General features: G+C 66.3%; 16 protein-coding genes. 8 read left to right on the forward strand and 8 right to left on the reverse strand.

All coding sequences use genetic code 11. The features are described from left to right. The first annotated feature begins 136 nt into the window (after nucleotides 1-136). The 4 genes from MNI96_RS03680 to MNI96_RS03695 are packed head-to-tail and all read left to right on the forward strand — an operon-like array spanning nucleotide 137 to nucleotide 3,647. Nucleotides 137-1,198 (forward strand): CobW family GTP-binding protein, encoded by a 1,062-nt coding sequence (locus MNI96_RS03680; protein WP_249690506.1) that lies wholly within the window; start codon nucleotides 137-139, stop codon nucleotides 1,196-1,198. Nucleotides 1,199-1,203: 5 nt separating this feature from the next. Then, nucleotides 1,204-2,178, forward strand: coding sequence for a WD40 repeat domain-containing protein (locus MNI96_RS03685; RefSeq protein WP_249690508.1), 975 nt, complete (start codon nucleotides 1,204-1,206; stop codon nucleotides 2,176-2,178). A gap of 25 nt (nucleotides 2,179-2,203) precedes the next feature. Next, the gene (locus MNI96_RS03690) at nucleotides 2,204-2,701 is read left to right on the forward strand and encodes a DUF2937 family protein (protein ID WP_249690510.1); all 498 of its coding nucleotides are present in this window, start codon (nucleotides 2,204-2,206) and stop codon (nucleotides 2,699-2,701) included. Nucleotides 2,702-2,738: 37 nt separating this feature from the next. After that, nucleotides 2,739-3,647, forward strand: coding sequence for a LysR family transcriptional regulator (locus tag MNI96_RS03695; RefSeq protein ID WP_249690512.1), 909 nt, complete (start codon nucleotides 2,739-2,741; stop codon nucleotides 3,645-3,647). A gap of 34 nt (nucleotides 3,648-3,681) precedes the next feature. Here the strand turns inward: MNI96_RS03695 and MNI96_RS03700 are convergent, their stop codons facing one another. Beyond that, on the reverse strand, nucleotides 3,682-4,758 hold the full coding sequence (locus MNI96_RS03700; protein WP_249690514.1) for a Leu/Phe/Val dehydrogenase: 1,077 nt from the start codon (nucleotides 4,756-4,758) through the stop codon (nucleotides 3,682-3,684). A 357-nt stretch (nucleotides 4,759-5,115) separates the two neighbouring features. Here MNI96_RS03700 and MNI96_RS03705 point away from each other — a divergent pair, with 357 nt between their 5' ends. Next, nucleotides 5,116-5,766, forward strand: a complete 651-nt coding sequence (locus MNI96_RS03705) for a DUF1007 family protein (RefSeq protein WP_249690516.1) — start codon at nucleotides 5,116-5,118, stop codon at nucleotides 5,764-5,766. Nucleotides 5,767-5,788: 22 nt separating this feature from the next. Further along, nucleotides 5,789-6,895 (forward strand): nickel/cobalt transporter, encoded by a 1,107-nt coding sequence (locus MNI96_RS03710; protein ID WP_249690518.1) that lies wholly within the window; start codon nucleotides 5,789-5,791, stop codon nucleotides 6,893-6,895. Between the two features lie 7 nt (nucleotides 6,896-6,902). Here MNI96_RS03710 and MNI96_RS03715 read toward each other — a convergent pair whose 3' ends face one another. The 5 genes from MNI96_RS03715 to MNI96_RS03735 form a co-directional block, all read right to left on the reverse strand. Next, the gene (locus MNI96_RS03715; protein ID WP_249690520.1) at nucleotides 6,903-7,847 is read right to left on the reverse strand and encodes a DMT family transporter; all 945 of its coding nucleotides are present in this window, start codon (nucleotides 7,845-7,847) and stop codon (nucleotides 6,903-6,905) included. A 154-nt stretch (nucleotides 7,848-8,001) separates the two neighbouring features. Then, nucleotides 8,002-8,400 (reverse strand): nitrile hydratase accessory protein, encoded by a 399-nt coding sequence (locus MNI96_RS03720; protein WP_249690522.1) that lies wholly within the window; start codon nucleotides 8,398-8,400, stop codon nucleotides 8,002-8,004. After that, on the reverse strand, nucleotides 8,387-9,046 hold the full coding sequence (gene nthB, locus MNI96_RS03725; protein WP_249690525.1) for a nitrile hydratase subunit beta: 660 nt from the start codon (nucleotides 9,044-9,046) through the stop codon (nucleotides 8,387-8,389). The genes MNI96_RS03720 and nthB overlap by 14 nt, the downstream gene beginning before the upstream one ends. Further along, the gene (nthA, locus tag MNI96_RS03730; RefSeq protein WP_249690526.1) at nucleotides 9,043-9,723 is read right to left on the reverse strand and encodes a nitrile hydratase subunit alpha; all 681 of its coding nucleotides are present in this window, start codon (nucleotides 9,721-9,723) and stop codon (nucleotides 9,043-9,045) included. Before nthA ends, nthB begins: the two co-directional genes overlap by 4 nt. Before the next feature lie 44 nt (nucleotides 9,724-9,767). Continuing rightward, complete coding sequence (locus MNI96_RS03735; RefSeq protein ID WP_249690527.1) at nucleotides 9,768-10,529, reverse strand: gamma-glutamyl-gamma-aminobutyrate hydrolase family protein; 762 nt, start codon at nucleotides 10,527-10,529, stop codon at nucleotides 9,768-9,770. A 394-nt stretch (nucleotides 10,530-10,923) separates the two neighbouring features. On the opposite strand from MNI96_RS03735, the gene MNI96_RS03740 reads away from it, so the two are divergent. Further along, entirely contained in the window at nucleotides 10,924-12,018 is a 1,095-nt protein-coding gene (locus MNI96_RS03740) for a TRAP transporter substrate-binding protein (protein WP_249690528.1), read from the forward strand. A gap of 173 nt (nucleotides 12,019-12,191) precedes the next feature. Here MNI96_RS03740 and MNI96_RS03745 read toward each other — a convergent pair whose 3' ends face one another. Further along, entirely contained in the window at nucleotides 12,192-13,583 is a 1,392-nt protein-coding gene (locus MNI96_RS03745) for a TRAP transporter large permease (protein WP_249690529.1), read from the reverse strand. After that, the gene (locus MNI96_RS03750) at nucleotides 13,583-14,155 is read right to left on the reverse strand and encodes a TRAP transporter small permease subunit (RefSeq protein ID WP_249690530.1); all 573 of its coding nucleotides are present in this window, start codon (nucleotides 14,153-14,155) and stop codon (nucleotides 13,583-13,585) included. The genes MNI96_RS03745 and MNI96_RS03750 overlap by 1 nt, the downstream gene beginning before the upstream one ends. Before the next feature lie 408 nt (nucleotides 14,156-14,563). Here MNI96_RS03750 and MNI96_RS03755 point away from each other — a divergent pair, with 408 nt between their 5' ends. Then, nucleotides 14,564-18,025 carry an indolepyruvate ferredoxin oxidoreductase family protein gene (locus MNI96_RS03755; protein WP_249690531.1) on the forward strand — a complete coding sequence of 1,154 codons (3,462 nt, stop codon included), beginning with the start codon at nucleotides 14,564-14,566 and terminating at the stop codon, nucleotides 18,023-18,025. Nucleotides 18,026-18,468 lie beyond the last annotated feature (443 nt).

Here is an 18,468-nt window from a genome sequence, read left to right on the forward strand (position 1 = left end):
CGCCTCGCCTCGCGCGCCAGATTTTGCCAAGGCGCGGAAAATTCGGTACTGCGATGGGTAACGCACCCCATATTCACGGGAAAGCGCGGCCGGCGATCCTCGCCGGGCCGCGCCCAAGTCAGATACAGGCAAGGCCATGACCCTATCCCAGGACAGCAAGATTCCCGTTACCGTGCTGACGGGCTATCTCGGCGCCGGCAAGACGACGCTGCTCAACCGCATCCTCAGCGAGAACCACGGCACCCGCTATGCGGTGATCGTCAACGAGTTCGGCGAGATCGGCATCGACAACGACCTGCTCGTCGAATCCGACGAGGAAATCTTCGAGATGAACAACGGCTGCATCTGCTGCACCGTTCGCGGCGACCTGATCCGCACCGTCGAGAACCTGATGAAGCGCCAGGGCAGCTTCGACGCCATCGTCGTCGAGACCACCGGCGTTGCCGATCCGGCACCGGTGGCGCAGACCTTCTTCATGGACGAGGACGTGCGCGCCAAGGCGAAGTTGGATGCGGTGGTTGCCGTCGTCGACTGCCGCCACGTGCTGCAGCGGCTGGCCGACACGGAAGAGGCCGAGGACCAGATCGCCTTCGCCGACGTGATCCTGCTCAACAAGACCGACCTGGTGACCGCAGACGAACTGAAGGCCGTCGAGACGCGCATCCAGTCGATCAACCCCTATGCCAAGCGGATCCGCAGCGAGCGCTGCGCGGTGCCGCTGGACGAGGTGCTGAACCGGGGCGCTTTCGACCTGGAGCGGATCCTGTCGCTCGATCCGCATTTCCTGGAAGAGGCCGAGCACACGCACGAATGCGGGCCGGACTGCGACCACGACCATCATCATCACCATCATGGGCACGATCACGGCCATGATCACCACCATCACCACGACCACGATGCGCCGCATTCGGTGAAGAGCGTGTCGATGACCGCAGGCGAGCTCGACCCGCAGGTCTTCTTCCGCTGGATCGGCGACATGACCCAGGTCAACGGGCCGAACATCCTGCGGCTGAAGGGCATCATCGCCTTCAAGGACGACCCGCAGCGCTATGTGGTGCAGGGCGTCCACATGATCCTGGAGGGCGACCATCAGCGCGAGTGGAAGGACGGGGAAGCCCGCAACAGCCGCCTGGTGGTGATCGGCCGCGAACTCGATTTCGATGCGCTCGAGGTCGCGTTCAAGGCGTGCGAGGCCTGATCGGGATGGTCTCCGTTGCTCCGCTCGATCCGGGCGGTTTCGTTGTGGCGGCTGCCTTCCTCCGGGGGCAGCCGGCCTTCGCCTCCGGCGCTGGCGCCGTGCTTCTTCTCACCGATGCAGGCGAGCGCCGCATCCCCGTCCATGACGGCGGGCTGCTCGTCGCCTGCCGCACGCTGGAGGGCGACGCGCTGCTGTCCGGCGGCGATGACGGGACGGTGCGGCGCCTTTGCGCCGACGGCACCGTCGAGACGCTTGCCGAGATGCCGCGCAAGTGGATCGACATGCTCGCGGCCGGTCCGCAGCGCGCAGTTGCCTATGGCGCCGGGCGCAGTGCATTCGTTCGCCAGTCCGATGACACCGTGAAGGACTTCTCGCAAGGCCGCGCCGTCGGCGGGCTTGCTTTCGCGCCGAAGGGACTGCGGCTGGCGATCGCCCGCTACGACGGGGCGACCCTGCAATTCGTCAACACGGCCGCAGCGCCGCAGCTGCTCGACTGGAAGGGCGCGCACAAGGACGTCACATTCTCGCCGGACGGCAAGTATCTGGTGACGACCATGCAGGAGAACGCGCTGCACGGCTGGCGGCTGTCCGACGGGCAGGACATGCGGATGACCGGCTATCCCGGCAAGATCCGCTCGATGAGCTGGTCGGCAAAGGGACGCTATCTCGCGACCTCCGGTGCCAATGCCGCAATCGTGTGGCCCTTCTTCGGCAAGAGCGGGCCGATGGGCCAGCAACCGCTGCAGCTGGGTGCCCGCGGCGATCAGGTCGTCACGCGCGTCGCCTGTCACCCGCACGAAGAGGTCGTGGCTATCGGCTACCAGGACGGACTGGTGCTGATGGCGCGCTTCTCGGACGGCGAAGAGGTGTTGCTCAGGCGTCCGGGAGAGGGGGCGGTCAGTGCGCTCGCCTGGAACGACGAAGGCACACAGCTGGCCTTCGGCACCGAAGCCGGCGAGGCGGGCCTCGTCTCGCTCTAGCGCGCTGGAAGGGAAGGGACGGACCATGATCGCTCGTACCATGGCACTGGCTGTTGCGCTGCTCGGCGGCGTCACCACGTCCCAGCTCCCGGAGTTTGCCCAGCAATACCGCCAGCGGCTCGGCGGGGCCATCGACGCGCTCACCCAGGTGGTCGAGGAGTTTCGTGCCGATGCCGCCACCCATGGCCTGACGCCGGGCGAGGCCATCGACCGGCTGGAGGGCTCGTCCGACCGGCTGGTTGCCGCCCAGGGCGAGCGCGCGCAGCGTGCGCTCGATCGCCTGGCAAGCCTTCAACGGCAGCAGGAGGCCTTCCGCGATGCCGGCCCCTTCGGCCGGCTCGCCGTGATGGTGCGCGATCTCGATCCGCAGATCGCAAGCCGCGCCTTCGAGGACTTCGAGCCGGCGGTGCCGGCGACGATGGAAGGGGCGGTCACGGCGGCCGGAGGCTTCCTGACGGTGCTGTTCGGAGCGGGGATTTTCGGCAGGGCGACGCGACGGCTACGTCGGCGGCGGGACGCCTGAGCCGCTTCGGCGGCAGACGGGGCACAAGGGGGACGGCATGGATACGCTCAGCCGGATGCGCTGCTTCCTGAAGGTGGTCGATGCCGGCGGATTTTCGGCCGCGGCGCGCGAGCTGGGCCGCTCCAAGGCGCTGGTCTCGAAATATGTCGGCGAACTGGAGGACGAGCTCGGCGCCCGGCTTCTCAACCGCACCACCCGCCAGATCTCGATGACCGAGGTAGGCCATGCCTTCTACAAGGAGGCGAGCGATATCCTGACCCGCATCGACGACCTCAAGGCCTCGATCCAGAACACCCACCAGGAAGCACGCGGCACCTTGCGCATTTCCGCCCCGCGTTCGATGGGCGACGACTTCCTGAATCCGGCGATCATGGCGTTTCTAGCCGCCGAGCCACAGATTTCCGTGGACCTGCGATTGGAGGACCGGTTCGTCGATCTGGTAGAGGAGGGGTTCGATGCGGCGATCCGCGTGGCGGAACTGACTGACTCCAGTCTGATCGCCCGCAAGCTGGCGCCGTTTCGCGGCGTGGTCTGCGCCTCGCCGGAGGCGATCGCGCGTTTCGGACGGCCGCAGCATCCGCAAGACCTGGCGAGCCTGCCTTGCATCATCGACAACAATTATCGCTTTCGGAACAACTGGCAGTTCCAGGTCGACGGCAACCGGATCAGCGTGCCGGTGAAGGGCCGTGTGGAGGTGAACAGCGCCGAGGCGGCGCGTGCGGCGGCTGTCGCCGGTCTCGGGTTCCTTCGCATTCCCTATATCTTCGTGCATCGGGATCTGGCGGAAGGACGCCTCGAGCCGATGCTGGAAGGTTTCCACCCCGAAGGACAGGCGATCTATGTCGTCTACCCGCACCGGCGTCACCTGTCGGGCAAGGTGCGCGCCTTCGTCGATTTCCTCGGCGAGTGGTTCGCCGAGCGGCGGCGGCAGGGCGAGGTCTGCTGATCTCGCGCCTGCTTTCCGATCCCGCTCTTGATATTCAGGCGGCGGCCAGCCGTTCCTCCGCCAGCGTATCGGCCACTTTCTGCGTCGGCAGGGACAGGCGCTCGGCCCGCTCGAAAATGCGCGTGAGCGTCTCGTCGATGGCCTCGACTTTGCCCCGTACCAAGGCGTCGTCGCCTCCCGGGGTCGCCAGCGCGACGGAGATCACCCCGCCGGCATTGATGGCATAGTCCGGCGCATAGAGGATGCCGCGCCGGCGCAACGCTTCGTCGTGGCGTTCCTCGGCCAACTGGTTGTTGGCCGCGCCTGCGACGATGCCGGCGCGGATCTGAGGGATCGTGTCGTCGTTGAGCCCCGCTCCGAGAGCGCAAGGCGCAAAGACGTCGACATCCGCCGCATGGGCGCGATCGGCATCAACTCCTTCGGCACCGAAGCGGGCGACGGCATCCTCCAGGGTCGGCTTGTGGATGTCGGCCAGCACAAGGCGCGCGCCAGCACGGTGCAACCGCCCGGCGAGATCCATGCCGACATGGCCGAGGCCCTGAATACAAACTTTGCGTCCCTCCAGGCTGTCCGAGCCGAAGCGATGGCGGAGTGCTGCACGGATGCCACAGAAAACGCCGAGCGCGGTGTAAGGCGAGGGATCGCCGAGACCCGTGGCGCGCGTGCCGCGCACATGATCGGTGCGGGTGGCGACGATCTCCATGTCGGGCGCGCTGATGCCGACGTCCTCGGCGGTGATATAGGTGCCGCCCAGCCGGTCGACCTGGGCGCCGAAGGCGGCAAGCAGGTCGGGCGTCTTGGCGCTGCGGGCATCGCCGATGATCACGGCCTTGCCGCCGCCAAGGTCGAGGCCGGCCAATGCGTTCTTGTAGGTCATGCCGCGCGATAGGCGCAGCGCGTCGGTCAGTGCCTCGGCGCTGTTGGCATAGGCCCACATGCGACAGCCGCCGAGGGCTGGGCCGAGGCGGGTGTCATGGACGGCGATGATGGTGAACAGGCCGCTCGCGCGGTCATGGCCGAAGACCACCTGCTCGTGGCCTCGAAATTCCGGATGATCGAACATGCCGTTCTCCACCGATTGAAGCTTGCGGCCGATCACTGGGGCATTCATGACGGGTCTCCTCCTGCCCGGTCAGGCAACGTGCAACAGATGTCACGAAGGGAGCGCAGCCCGTGTGGGGCGCCGCCGAGCCATGTGGCATCTCTCATTTATGGACAAGAAAAATATAGGTCGATTAACTCGAAATTTCCGTCTTTTCTTTTCAGTTGAGCGTTTAAAGATCCATAAAAATATCCTTTTACGCATCAAGATTAGGAAAATTTATCCGATTTATAGCGGCCGGTCTGCCGATGAGCGCCGTCGGTGCAGGGTCCGGCGGGCATGCCGGCTGAGACCGCTTGCCTTGCTGTTGCCGTGAAGTTTGCCAATATCGGCAACACGGATTCGAACGTGGGAGTGATTTTCTGCATGTGGAAGACCGGACTCATTGCCGCCGCCCTGACGGCCGGCCTTGCCGGTGCGGCCAATGCCCATCCGCATGTCTTCGTGGAGTCGCGCGCGGAGGTGGTCTTCGACGAGGCGGGGCGCCTGTCGGCCGTGCGGCATGTGTGGAGCTTCGATGAGGCGTTTACCGCCTTCGCCGTACAGGGGCTCGACGAAAACGGCGACGGCGAACTGTCCCGCGAGGAGCTGCAGCCGCTGGCGCAGGTAAATGTGGAGTCGCTCGCCGAATACGATTTCTTCACCTTTCTGCATCAGGACGGCGCGGACATCGCCTTCGAACCGCCGAGCGAATACTGGCTCGACTTCTATGGTGGCCGGCTGACCCTGTTCTTCACGCTGCCGCTGCGCGAGGCGCGAGTGATCGATGCCTCGAACGTCGAGCTCGACGTCTTCGATCCGAATTATTTCGTCGCCTTCGAGATGACGCAGGATACGCCGTTTGCGATGGTGGACGCGCCCAAGACCTGCACGCTCGACTTCACGCCGCCGCCGCCGCTGGATCCGCAGACCGCGACCACGCTCGCCGCGATCCCGCAGAGCGAACGGGAACTGCCTCCCGACTTGGTACAGATCACCGAGACCCTGTCGAATTCCGCAAGGATCGGCTGCAAGTGAGGGCCTGCCGATGAGGCATCCGATGATCCGTCCTGGCCTGCGCGTCCCGTCCCGGCTTGCCGTTTTTCTGGCGTTCACCTGTCTTGTCGTTGCTGCCACCATGCCCGCGCTCGCCGCGCCCTCGCCCTTCGGGGTCGGCTTGGTCGAGCCATCCGTGGCGCCCGGCGGGATTTTTTCGGGCTTCTTCGGCTGGATCGCCCAGCAGCAGAAGGCCTTCTATGCTTCGCTGACGACCGCAATCAAGGCGATGAAGGAGGACGGCAGCGCCGGCTGGTGGCTGATGGGGCTGTCGTTCCTCTATGGCGTCTTCCATGCTGCCGGCCCGGGCCACGGCAAGGCGGTGATTTCCTCCTACGTGCTGGCGAACGGCGAGACCCTGCGCCGCGGCATTGCCCTGTCCTTCGCCTCCGCCTTTGCCCAGGCGGTGACGGCGGTGGCAGTGATCGGCATTGCATCCGTGCTGCTGCGCATGACCTCGATCGCCATCACGGAGACCACCCGCTGGTTCGAGATCGGCTCTTATGCGGCGGTCGCCCTGCTCGGCGCCTATCTGGTTTGGCGCAAGATCGTGAAGCCGATGCTGACGCCGCGCCGTCCCGTTGCGCTCGGTGCGCAGGCGGTGGCTGTCTGCACGCATGATCACTCCCACGATCACGATCATCATCACCACGATCATGGACACGGTCATGTGCATCACGATCATGATCATGCGCACCACCATGACCACGCCCACGAGGCAGGCGAGGTTTGCGGCAGTTGCGGCCATGTGCATGCGCCGCCGCCGTCGATGCTGACAGGGGAGTTCTCCCTGACGCGTGCCTGGTCGGTCATCCTTGCCATCGGGCTGCGGCCTTGCACGGGTGCGCTGGTGGTGCTGGTCTTCGGCATCTCGCAGGGGCTGGCGCTGGCGGGTGTTGCCGCGACCTTCGCCATGGCGGTCGGCACCGGGCTGACGGTCTCGGTGCTGGCGGTGCTGGCCGTGGTTGCCAAGGACTTTGCGCTGCGCAGCGTCGGCGGCCGTGCTGCCGCGCGCCTTCACGCCGGCATCGAGGGGTTTGCCGCGCTCGTCGTCTTCCTGCTGGGAACGTCGCTTCTGGTCGCGGCACTGGGCTGGGGCGGCACCGTCTGACGAACGGTCAGGCCTGGCTGCCGGCGTTCGCCGGAGAGGCTCCGACAACGGCAGCGGCCTTCCGCCGCGCTGCTACCTGCTCGCGGTGGATGACGTAGAGGCCGGAGCAGATCGTCAGCACGATGCCGAGCGAGGCAAGCGTGTCGGGCAGATCGCTGAAGATCACGAAGCCGATCAGCGTCGCGAAGGGCAGCTCCAGATATTGCATCGGCGCCAGCGTCGCGGCAGGCGCCAGCCGCAGCGACCAGGTCATCAGCAGGTGTGCGACGGTGCCAAGCACTCCGATAGCGCCCAGCAACCAGACTTCCCGCCCTTCCAGCGAAACGAACCCGAGCCCCGGTACGTCGGCGCTGGAAAAGGCCAGCCAGGCGCTGCCCAGAATGGCGGTGGCGATCAGGCCGCTGACCGCCTGCAGGCTGATCGGGTCGGTCGCCTTGGCTATGCTGCGGGTGACCATCATGAACAGGGCGAAGGCGACGGCGACGCCGAGCGGTAGCAGGGCGGGGGCGCCGACGGCGGCGTAGTTCGGCTGGATCACCAGCAGAGTGCCGGCGAAGCCGACGATGCAGGCCATCAGCCGGTAGGGGCCGACTTCCTCACCCAGCACGAAACGGCCGAGCAGCAACATCAGGAACGGCATCACGAAGGCGATGGCGATGGCGTCGGCCAGCGGCAGGAAGCGCAGCGAGGCGAACATCGCGGCGATGCCGAGGATGTGCAGGATGGTGCGCAGCACAGTGAGATGCAGCAACCGTATCGGCATGCGTAGGCTGCCCCGGACGAGCCACACGACCGGGATCAGCAGAGCTGCCTGCAGCGCGAAGCGCACCAGCAGCAACTGGCCGAGCGGCACCGTCTCGCCGAGGATCTTGGCGAAGGCATCGCCGAGCGGGGCGAGAATGCAGAAACCGGTCATGAGCAGCATGCCGCTCAGGGGCTTGTCCTGGGTCATGGTCGTACACTAGGCCGGCGCGCTACCCAAGGGAAGCGCTCAGGTTGTGGTCGGTTGTATCGGATCGGCAAAATTGCCGATCCCGACGTGGCCACTCCTGACCCAGTCCAGGTGGCTTTGCAAGAGAGACTGCAAATATAAGAGGCAAGGCCACTTAGGCCGGCGGAACCGGGGCGCCATCCCGGCCGAGTTCGATCGGCTCGCCATGCGGAGTGGCTGCCGCGGCCCGCAGCCAGGCATCCTGCCTCGCGTCGATCCGATCGGCCGAAGTCAGCGCCTTGCGCGTGATCATGGTCTCCAGCGCCACAAGCCAGTGTTCGTAGTAGCTGTCGCCGCAGTCGGGATCGCCTCGCGACTGGGCATCGCGGATCGCCTGCGACAGGGTCTCGGCCCATTCGCTCCAGGTGAAGACGCCGCGTCCGTGGAGTTCCAGGGCCAGGGCGAAGGCCCGCGCCTCCCACGGCGCGCGGAACACCGGCTCTCCATCGTGTTGCGGCAGGTTCTCGAGCGGCGGCAGCGGCGTCGGCGCGCCTGCGAGGTTAGAAGGCTTCAAGATAGGGCTCCCACAGATCGATGCGCACCTTGAGCGAAGGATCGGTGCCTTCGCCCCAAAGTTCGGGTCCGTCGAAGACGACGCCGTAAAGCCAGGTCGGTTGCTCCCCCTCTCCGGCCGCACTCGTATCGGGGAAGACGTGGACGCCGTGAACCGCCTCGATCACGCCTGTGCGCCCACGGCAATAGCGCGGGATGCGGGTGTGGCCGGTCGGATGCATGTTGCGTGCCCGGACCCGGTCACCGACCGCAAAGCCGGCAGGCATGTCGCTCTCGCGTTCGCTCGGTCCGCCGCGGGCCAGCATGGCGGCGACTTCGCCTGCGGCGAGCACTCGCTTCACCGGCCGGGACTGGTGCAGGCTCCGCCCGGCGGCGATCTCGTCGGGCCCGACGAGGCCGCGTTCGGCGAGCAGGCTTTCCAGTGCCGACAGCCAGATCTGATAGTAGCTCGACGTCAGGTAGCGGCCGGGCTCCATGCTTTCCCGGGCGCGGCGGGACATGTCGATGTTCCATTCGCCTGTCGCGCCCATCGCCAGCGTCAGCGCGAAGGCGCGCGGCTCCCAGTCCGCATGGAACAGCGGCTTCACCGGTTCCGGCACCACTGCGCCGAAACCCATCATGCCCCCCAGATCCTGTGCCCCGTTCATGCGCCCTGCTCCTTCAGCTCGGCCGGCGTCAGCGCGAGGCCGGTGCCGATCATGCTGTCGCGGGTGACGAGGCGCGCAAGCTCCTCCTCGCTCCAGCCGTCGGTGCCCTCGGGGCGCTCCGGCAGCACCAGATAGCGGATCTCGGCGGTGGAATCCCAGACGCGGATCTCCTTGCCTTCCGGCAGGGTGACGCCGAAATCCGCCAGCACGCCGCGCGGATCGCGCACCGCCTTGGCGCGGTAGGGGGCGGACTTGTACCAGACCGGCGGCAGGCCGAGCACCGGCCACGGGTAGCAGGAGCATAGGGTACAGACGACCATGTTGTGTTCGCGCTCTGTGTTCTTCACCGCGACCATGTGCTCGCCTTGACGACCGATATAGCCGAGCGAATGGATGGCGGCCGTCGCATCGCGCATCAGCCAGTCGTGGAACTGCGGATCGCTCCAGGCCTTGGCCACGACACGGGCGCCGTTGTGCGGGCCGACCTGCGTCTCGTAGGTCTCGATCAACACGTCGAGTGCGGCCGGGTCGACATAGCCCTTCTCGATCAGGATCGATTCCAGCGCACGCACCCGGGCGTCGGTCTGCGACAGATGTGAGCCGTGATCGTTGTCATGATGATGATCGTGATCGTCGTGGTGATGGTGGTGGCCGTGGTGGTCGTTGCCGCCTGTCATCGTGATGGGCCTTTCTTGTATGTTTTTCGCGCTGGTCGATGTCGTTATTCGGCCGCCTGCCGAGCGCCTCGGTTCTCCCGCAGGGCCGCGCCGAAGGCGGCAAACAAGCGCGAGGAAGCCGCATCGCTGCCGACCCAGTATTCCGGATGCCACTGGGTGGCGAGCGCGAAGGAGGCGGCGCCGTCGATGGAGACCGCCTCGATGGTGCCGTCGTCGGCGGTGGCCTCGATGGTAAGGCCCGGCGCCAGCCGGCCGATCGCCTGGCGGTGCAGGGAGTTCACATCGATGCGCGCATCGCCGAGGACGGCGGCCAGCTTGCCGCCGGGTGCGATCTCGACGTGATGGGCGAGGGCGAAGCGGGTATCCTGACTGTCGGCTTCCGGGGCCCGGTGGTCGCGGCGTCCGTCCATCTCCTGCACCTCGCCGACCAATGTGCCCCCGAGCGCGACGTTCAACTCCTGCAATCCGCGGCAGATGGCGAAGACCGGCAGGGCGCGGGCGATGGCGCGGCGGATCAGCGGCAGCGTGGTCGTGTCGCGGCGGTTGTCGAACGGGCCGTCCTTTTCGGAGGCCTCGGCGCCGTAAAGCGTCGGATGCACGTTGGAGCGGGAGCCGGTCAACAGCACGCCGTCGACGCGGTCGAGCACCGCGTCCAGATCGATGGCGGGGCCCATGGAGGGCAGCAGCAGCGGCATGGCACCGGCGCCTTGCACCAGCGCCTCCAGGTAGGTGGACGGGGCGGCGTGCCAGGCATAGCCGTCGAGTTCCTTGACGTCGCAACTGACGAGAACAACGGGGGCGGACATGTGGGCTCCTGAAAGGCTCCGAGAAGGGACTGCGGATGGGGCTGGTCGCATGAGGGCGACCGCAAGCCCTGAGAGCGATCGCAAGGGGTCGCGGGTCATGCTCCGCGAGATTAGCGAAAGGCGCACGGTTGTCCACCATCGCCCGCGCCGTCTCCCGCCCGGGGCTGCCGACCTTCTGGCCGAGCCTTGCCAGGTCCTTGCAGGGCATGGTGAAAATTCGCGCAGTTGCCCCGGCCGGCCTTGTGTCCCAAAGGCATATGCGGTTTATATCGCTGTCAAAGTGCCTTTAGGAGAAGGGCACTTGGCAACGTCTGGCAACCCCGGTTGCCGACATGAGTTCGGGAGATCGGGCGAGAGAGCCGACATCTCGACAAAATCCCAAGGGAGGGACTGCATGGATCGCCGTTCATTCATCAAGAAGGCCGGCCTTGCCGGCGTTGGCGCCGGTGCCGCCACGCTTGCCGCTCCGGCCATCGCGCAGGGCAACCAGACCTGGCGCATGGTCACCACCTGGCCGAAGAACTTCCCGGGCCTGGGTGTCGGCGCGCAGCGTCTGGCCGATCGCATCACCGCCGCGTCCGGCGGCCGCCTGACCATCCAGGTCTATTCGGCCGGCGAGCTGGTTCCGCCGCTCCAGTCGCTCGACGCGGTCATCGACGGCTCGGCCGAGATGAGCCACGGTGCTGCCTATTACTGGCAGAACAAGAGCCCGGCCCTGTCGTTCTTCACAGGCGTGCCCTACGGCATGACCTCCCGTGAACTCACGGCCTGGGTGCGCTTCATGGGCGGCCAGGAGCTCTGGGACGAGATCTACGATCAGTTCGGCGTGCAGGGCTTCCTGTCCGGCGACACCGGCACCCAGGCGGGCGGCTGGTTCCGCAACGAGTTGACGAGCCTTGAGTCCGTCAAGGGCCTGCGCTTCCGCACCCCGGGCCTCGGCGGCCGCGTGTGGGAGAAGCTCGGCGCCACCGTCACCAACATGGCCGGCGGCGAGATCTTCCAGGCTCTGCAGTCGGGCACGCTGGATGCGGCCGAGTTCGTCGGCCCGTACAACGACCTGGCCCTCGGCTTCTATCAGGTGGCGAAGAACTACTACTTCCCGAGCTTCGTGGAGCCGGGCCTCGCTACCGAACTGGTCGTCAACAAGTCCAAGTTCCAGGCCCTGCCGGCCGACCTGCAGGCGATCGTCCGCGACGTCTGCCAGGCCGAGTACGATCAGGTTGCCTCGGACTTCTACGCCAACGACCCGCGCGCTCTGAAGACCCTTGTCGAAGAGCATGGCGTCAATGTCCGCCAGTTCCCGGACGACATCATGGAAGCCGGTGCCACGGCTGCGATCGAGATCCTGACCAGCCTGCGCGATTCCGACGATGCTCTCGTCAAGAAGACGACCGAGAGCTTCATCGAGTCGCTCAACATCCTGCGTACCCGCACCGAAGGCACCGACGGCGCCTTCATCGAGGCGCGCAAGGCCTACTTCAAGATCTGATGCAGCAGGCCGGCCGGGCTGCCTTCGGGCGGACCCGGCCGGAGCATTCGGGTCTTTGCAAAAGCCTGAAACGAGAAAACCCCGGCCGCAAGGCCGGGGTTTTTGTGTTCGCCGGACTGCCGTCCGCACGGGAAAGAGGCCGCCGCGCCGTTATGTAGCGCGGTGGTCGTTCCTCAGTTGTAGATCGCCTTGGGCAGCCAGGTCGCGATCTCCGGGAAGACGAACAGGATCGCGATGGCCAGCACCTGCAGGCAGACGAAGGGCAGCACCCCCTTGTAGATCATCGCCGTCGACACCGAGTGCGGCGCGACGCCTCGCAGATAGAACAGAGCGAAGCCGAAGGGCGGGGTCAGGAACGACGTCTGCAGGTTCACGCCGACGATGATGCCGAGCCACACCGGATCGACGTCCAGCGCCAGCAGGATCGGCGCGGTGATTGGGATCACGATGAAGATGATCTCGAACGTGTCGAGGATGAAGCCCAGCAGGAACATGATGAACATCACCACGGCAACGGCCATGAGCGTGCCGCCGGGCAGGTTCGCCAAGAACTCGTGCACCAGGTTGTCGCCGCCCATCAGGCGGAAGACGATGGAGAACACGGCCGCGCCGAACAGGATGATGAACACCATGCAGGTGATGGTTGCCGTCGCGATCGCGGTCTCCCGCAGGATCGAGAAAGACAGACGCCAGCGCAGGGCGGCGAGAACCAGCGCGCCGACCGCGCCCACGGAAGCCGCTTCCGTCGGTGTCGCGATGCCACCGAGGATCGAGCCGAGAACGGCGAGGATCAGCATCAGCGGCGGCAGCAGGGCGGTTAGCACCTCGCGGAAGAGATGAGCCTTCTCCTCCTGCGGGACAGGCGTCGCCGGGCAGGATTCCGGGTCGAAGATCGCCTTGAAGATCGTCCAGGCGAGATAGAGACCGACCAGCAGCAGGCCTGGCAGCAGCGCGCCGGCGAACAGGTCGCCGACCGACACGGGGGTGGGAGCGAAGTTGCCCTTCGACATCTGCACCTGGGCATTGATGCCCGACAGCATGTCGCCCATGAAGATCAGCACCGTCGAAGGCGGGATGATCTGGCCGAGCGTGCCGGAGGCGCAGATGACGCCTGTGGCAAGGCGCGGATCATAATTGGCGCGCAGCATCGCCGGCAGCGAGATCAGGCCCATCGTCACGACCGTGGCGCCGACGACGCCGGTGGAGGCGGCCAGCAGCGCGCCCACCACGATCACCGACATGCCAAGGCCGCCGCGCAGGTTTCCGAACAGCTTGCCCATGGTCAGCAGCAACTGCTCGGCGATCTTCGAGCGCTCCAGCATGACGCCCATGAAGATGAACAGCGGCACGGCGACAAGGACCTCGTTGGTCATGTAGCCGATATAGCGGTTGGCCAGGCTGCCGAGGTTGGACGGGTCGAAGACGCCGAACCACATGCCGACGAGGCCGAACAGCAGCGACACGCCTGACAGCGTGAACGCCACCGGGAAGCCGAGCAGCAGGAAGCCGATGATGCCGAAGAACATGAGCCCCGACAGGAGCTCGCCGAGAAGAACGGGATCCATCAGGCCTCAGCCTCCCCAGTGGATACGGCAACGCTTTCGTAGCGCAGGCGCGGCGGCAGAAGGTCTTCCCGGTCCGCCAGCGCCAATACGGCGCGAGCGGCCATGGCGATGCCCTGCAGGGCGAGCAGTACGGCGAAGGCGATGATGAAGGACTTCAGGATGAACAGACCCGGCATACCGCCGACATTTGCCGACGCCTCGTGTAGGCGCCACGAGCGGGCGACGAAGCCCCAGCCGTAATTGATCACCACATAGGTGAAGGGCAGCAGGAACAGGAAGACGCCGATCAGGTCCACCATCGCCTTGCGGCGGATACTGGCGGGCCGGTAGAAGATATCGACGCGGACGTGATCGTTGCGCAGCAGCGCAAAGCCGGCCACCGCAGTGAACATGGCACCGTTCAGCCAGACGTAGAGATCCTGCATCCAGACATAGCTGGTCGCGAAAACATAGCGCTGCACCACCACGGTGAAGCAGACGGCGACGATGGCCAGCGACAGCCAGGAAAACACGTTCCCGACCAGCGCGTTGATACCGCTGATGATGCGGACAATCAGGGCGAGCGCGCGCACGGGCTCACTCCCAGTCGCGCGTTTGGCGGCGCGCGTTCTCGAGTTTCATCACGGACCCTCTCCGGTAGTTCCCCCTGCGGGACGCTGGCGTGTTCGCCATTTCAGCCCGCTTCCCCATATGACGATGGGCGATTGCTTAGCAGCTTTGCGGCCGATGCAAAAGCAATGCTGCGCCGGTCGCAGACAAAATCGTCTCAGGGGCAGGCGGGCCGCCGGCCGTTCATCCGGACGCAACGGCAACTGCGGCTGCCGATGCCTGCCCAGCTGCGGCCTTGGGGCCCCGTCCGACCGCGGCAGATGTAATCTCACCTTGCGGAAGGGGTGGATTTCATTTGACGACACGGTGGGTTGGGAAAGAACCTTGGCGAAGCGGGCGCGTGTGAGAGCGCTCGCAGGGAGGGAGTTCACATGGCACGCAATACGGTCTCGCTCGACGACAAGTTCGACCTTGCGAGGGAACGCATCTTCATCTCCGGCACCCAGGCGCTGATCCGCCTGGTGCTGATGCAGAAGGAGCGGGACCGTCGCGCCGGCCTCAACACCGGCGGTTATGTCACCGGCTATCGCGGCTCGCCGCTCGGCGCCCTCGATCAGCAGTTCCAGAAAGCCGCGCGGCTGCTTGCTCCGCAGGATGTTGTGTTCTCGCCGGCAATCAACGAGGATCTCGCCGCCACCGCGCTCTGGGGCACCCAGCAGGCAGAAATGCGCGGCGAGGGCAAATACGACGGCGTCTTCGGCATCTGGTACGGCAAGGGGCCTGGTGTCGACCGGTCGGGCGATGCCTTCCGCCACGCCAATCTCGCCGGCACCTCGCGCCACGGCGGCGTCCTGGCGCTGATGGGCGACGATCACACCTGCGAGAGCTCCACCACGGCGCATCAGTCGGAATTTGCGCTTGTGGATGCGATGATGCCGATCCTCAATCCGGCCGGCGCGCAGGAGATCCTCGATTTCGGCCTCTACGGCTGGGCCCTGTCGCGCTACGCCGGCATCTGGGCGGGCCTCAAGCTGGTCAAGGACAACGTCGAATCGACGGCGACCATCGACGGGCGACTCGACCGGGTCCTGCCGGTGCTTCCCGACTTTCCCTTTCCGCCGGACGGCGTGCATATCCGTCCGTCCGATCATCCCTTGGTGCAGGAGGCGCGCCTGCACGAGGTCAAGCTGCCGGCAGCCAAGGCGTTCATCGCGGCCAATCCGCTGGACAAGGTGGTGCTGTCGGGCGGCCGCAAGCCGATGGTCGGCATCGTCTCCACCGGCAAGAGCTACCTCGACGTGCTGGAAGCGCTCGACCTGCTCGGCATCGACGAGGTGGTTGCGGCCGATCTCGGGGTGGCCTTCCTGAAGATCGGCTGCCCCTGGCCGCTGTCGCCGGGTCGGTTGCGCGATTTCGCGCAAGGTCTCGAGCTGCTGATCGTGGTGGAGGAAAAGCGCGGGCTGATCGAGCCGCAGGTCAAGGAAATCCTCTACGGCATGACCGATGCCCCGGCGGTGATCGGGAAGACCGACGAGGAAGGTGCGGTGCTGTTCCGTGCGCCCGGCGCACTGGAGCCGATCCAGATCGCCCGCGAGATCGGCCGCCGCGTGGCGCGGCGGCGCGCCTCCGATGCGCTCTCCGCCCGCCTCGGCGATCTGGAGGAGCGCGCCCTGCGCCTTGCCGCAACGCGGGACGTGGCCGTTCGCAGCCCGTATTTCTGCGCCGGTTGCCCGCACAATTCCTCGACCCGTGTTCCGGAAGGCAGCCGTGCCTATGCCGGCATCGGCTGCCACTACATGGTTCAGTGGATGGACCGGAACACCGAAGGCTACACGCAGATGGGCGGCGAGGGCGCCAACTGGGTCGGCGAGGCGCATTTCTCGCGCACCGGTCATGTCTTCCAGAATCTCGGCGACGGCACCTACAACCACTCTGGCGCCCTGGCGATCCGCGCGGCCAAGGCGGCCGGCGTCAACATCACCTACAAGATCCTCTACAACGATGCGGTGGCGATGACCGGCGGCCAGGCCCATGACGGTGGCCTGCGTGTCGACGAGATCGCCCGGCAGGTTGCGGCGGAAGGGGCGCGGCGGGTCGTCATCGTCACCGACGAGCCGGGCAAGTATCCGCCGGCGACCGCCTGGCCGTCCGGAACCGCGATCCATCACCGCGACGAGCTGATCGAGGTGGAGCGCGAGCTTGCCGGCGAGCCGGGGCTCACGGTCCTGATCTACGACCAGACCTGCGCCGCCGAGAAGCGGCGCCGACGCAAGCGCGGCCTCTTTCCCGATCCGGACGAGCGGGTGGTGGTCAACGAACTGGTCTGCGAGGGCTGCGGCGATTGCGGTGTGCAGTCCAACTGCGTTGCCATCCAGCCGGTCGAGACCGAGTGGGGCCGCAAGCGGACGATCGACCAGTCGTCCTGCAACAAGGACTTCTCCTGCGTGAAGGGCTTCTGCCCGTCCTTCGTCAGCGTGCGCGGGGGCGTGCTGAAGGGCCGCGCGGTGATGCCGCCGGCAGCGCCGAAGATCGCCGAACCGCAGATTGCACCGCTTGCCGGCACCCATTCGGTGATGATCACCGGTGTCGGCGGCACCGGCGTCGTCACCATCGGCGCGGTGATCGGCATGGCGGCCCATCTCGACGGGCTCGGCTGCGGCATCATCGACATGGCCGGCCTTGCCCAGAAGGGCGGCGCGGTGATCAGCCATCTAAAGCTGGCGCCGCGGCCGGAGGAAATCTCCGCGATCCGCGTCGGCCCGGGAGCTGCCGATCTGGTCCTCGGCTGCGACATCGTCGTCGCCGGATCGGCCAAGATCCTCTCGGCGATGACGCCGGGCCGCAGCTTTGCGGTGATCAACACCCACGAGACCCTGCCGGGCGACTTCGCCCGCAATCCGGACTTCAGCCTGCCCGGCCGGCGCCTTGTTGCGGCGATCGGCGAGGCGGCGGGGCGCGATCGTGCCCGCTTCATCGACGCAACGGAGCTTGCCACCGAACTCTTCGGCGATGCCATTGCCGCCAACATGTTCCTGCTCGGCTTCGGCTGGCAGCTCGGCGCCCTGCCGCTGACCCGCGAGGCGCTGGAGGAGGCGATCCGCCTCAACAAGGTGTCGGTGGAGATGAACCTGTCCGCCTTCGCCTGGGGCCGGGTCGCCGCGGTGGATCCGGACGCGGTGGCGCGGGCGGCGAAGTCCCGTCCCGACCAGCTCGAGCACCGGCGCCTGTCGGACAGCGTCGAGGAGATGATCGAGCGCCGCGCGGCTTTCCTCACCGACTATCAGGACGCGGCCTATGCAGCGCGTTACCGCGACCGTGTCGCGCGCCTGTCGCAGGCGGCGAGTGGTCTCGGCGCGCCCGGCGAGGAGATCCGCGAGACGGTGGCGCGCGAGCTCTTCCGCCTGATGGCGATCAAGGACGAGTACGAGGTCGCCCGCTTGTTCACCGGGGACAGCTTCAAGCGGCAGCTGTCGGAGACCTTCGAGAGCTTCCAGAAGCTGGAGTTCCATCTGGCGCCGCCGCTGCTGTCGCGCACCGACAAGCGGACCGGGCGTCCGGCCAAGCGCCGGTTCGGCCCCTGGATGATGCCGGCCTTCCGCCTGCTCGCCCGCATGAAGGGCCTGCGCGGCGGCGCGCTCGATCTGTTCGGGCGTACGCAGGAACGGCGGCGCGAGCGGCTGCTGCGCGACGAGTACGAGCGGATCGTCGACGAGGTGGCGGGTTCGCTGGACGCGGGCAACGTCGCGGCGGCCCAGGCGCTGCTTGCCTTCCCGCGCTCGATCCGCGGCTTCGGCCCGGTGCGGGAGGCCTCGATGCACGAGGCCGAAGCGCGGCTGCCCGATCTGCTTGCCGCCTTCCGCGACGGACGCAGCGCCCGGCTCGCGGCGGAATAGGCAGCGCTTCCGCAGCGGATTTTTTGCGTGTCGCCAGAAAAATCTTCAGCTCACGGCCGCCTCCTGGCGGCCGTGTTCGTTTCCGGTTGTGCCTTCGTCGCGCCAGCTTCCACGTTGCCTTCCTTGGCGTGAGTCCAACGGTCTGATATCGCGCCGCTTTCGCATGTTTCAGATGTTACGCTTCTGCTTTGCGAGCGCGTTTCTGTATTTTCTAATTAATCCTATGATTGCACTTGGTTGTATCTAATAAAATTGAATAAATTCTGCGTTAAATATAGACTGCGATTTGTTGAAATAGGGGGGTTTCGAAATGAAGGCGATGTATTTTCTGGGATTTATTCTGACGGCTGTCGCGTTTGCGACGGTCAACGCCAGCGCCCATGGCGGCGGATGTCGCAAGGATAGCCCGCGCGGGCAGTGTTGCCACGCTGGGTCCCAGCCTT

The organism is Stappia sp. WLB 29 (assembly GCF_023507705.1).
GTDB lineage: Bacteria > Pseudomonadota > Alphaproteobacteria > Rhizobiales > Stappiaceae > Stappia.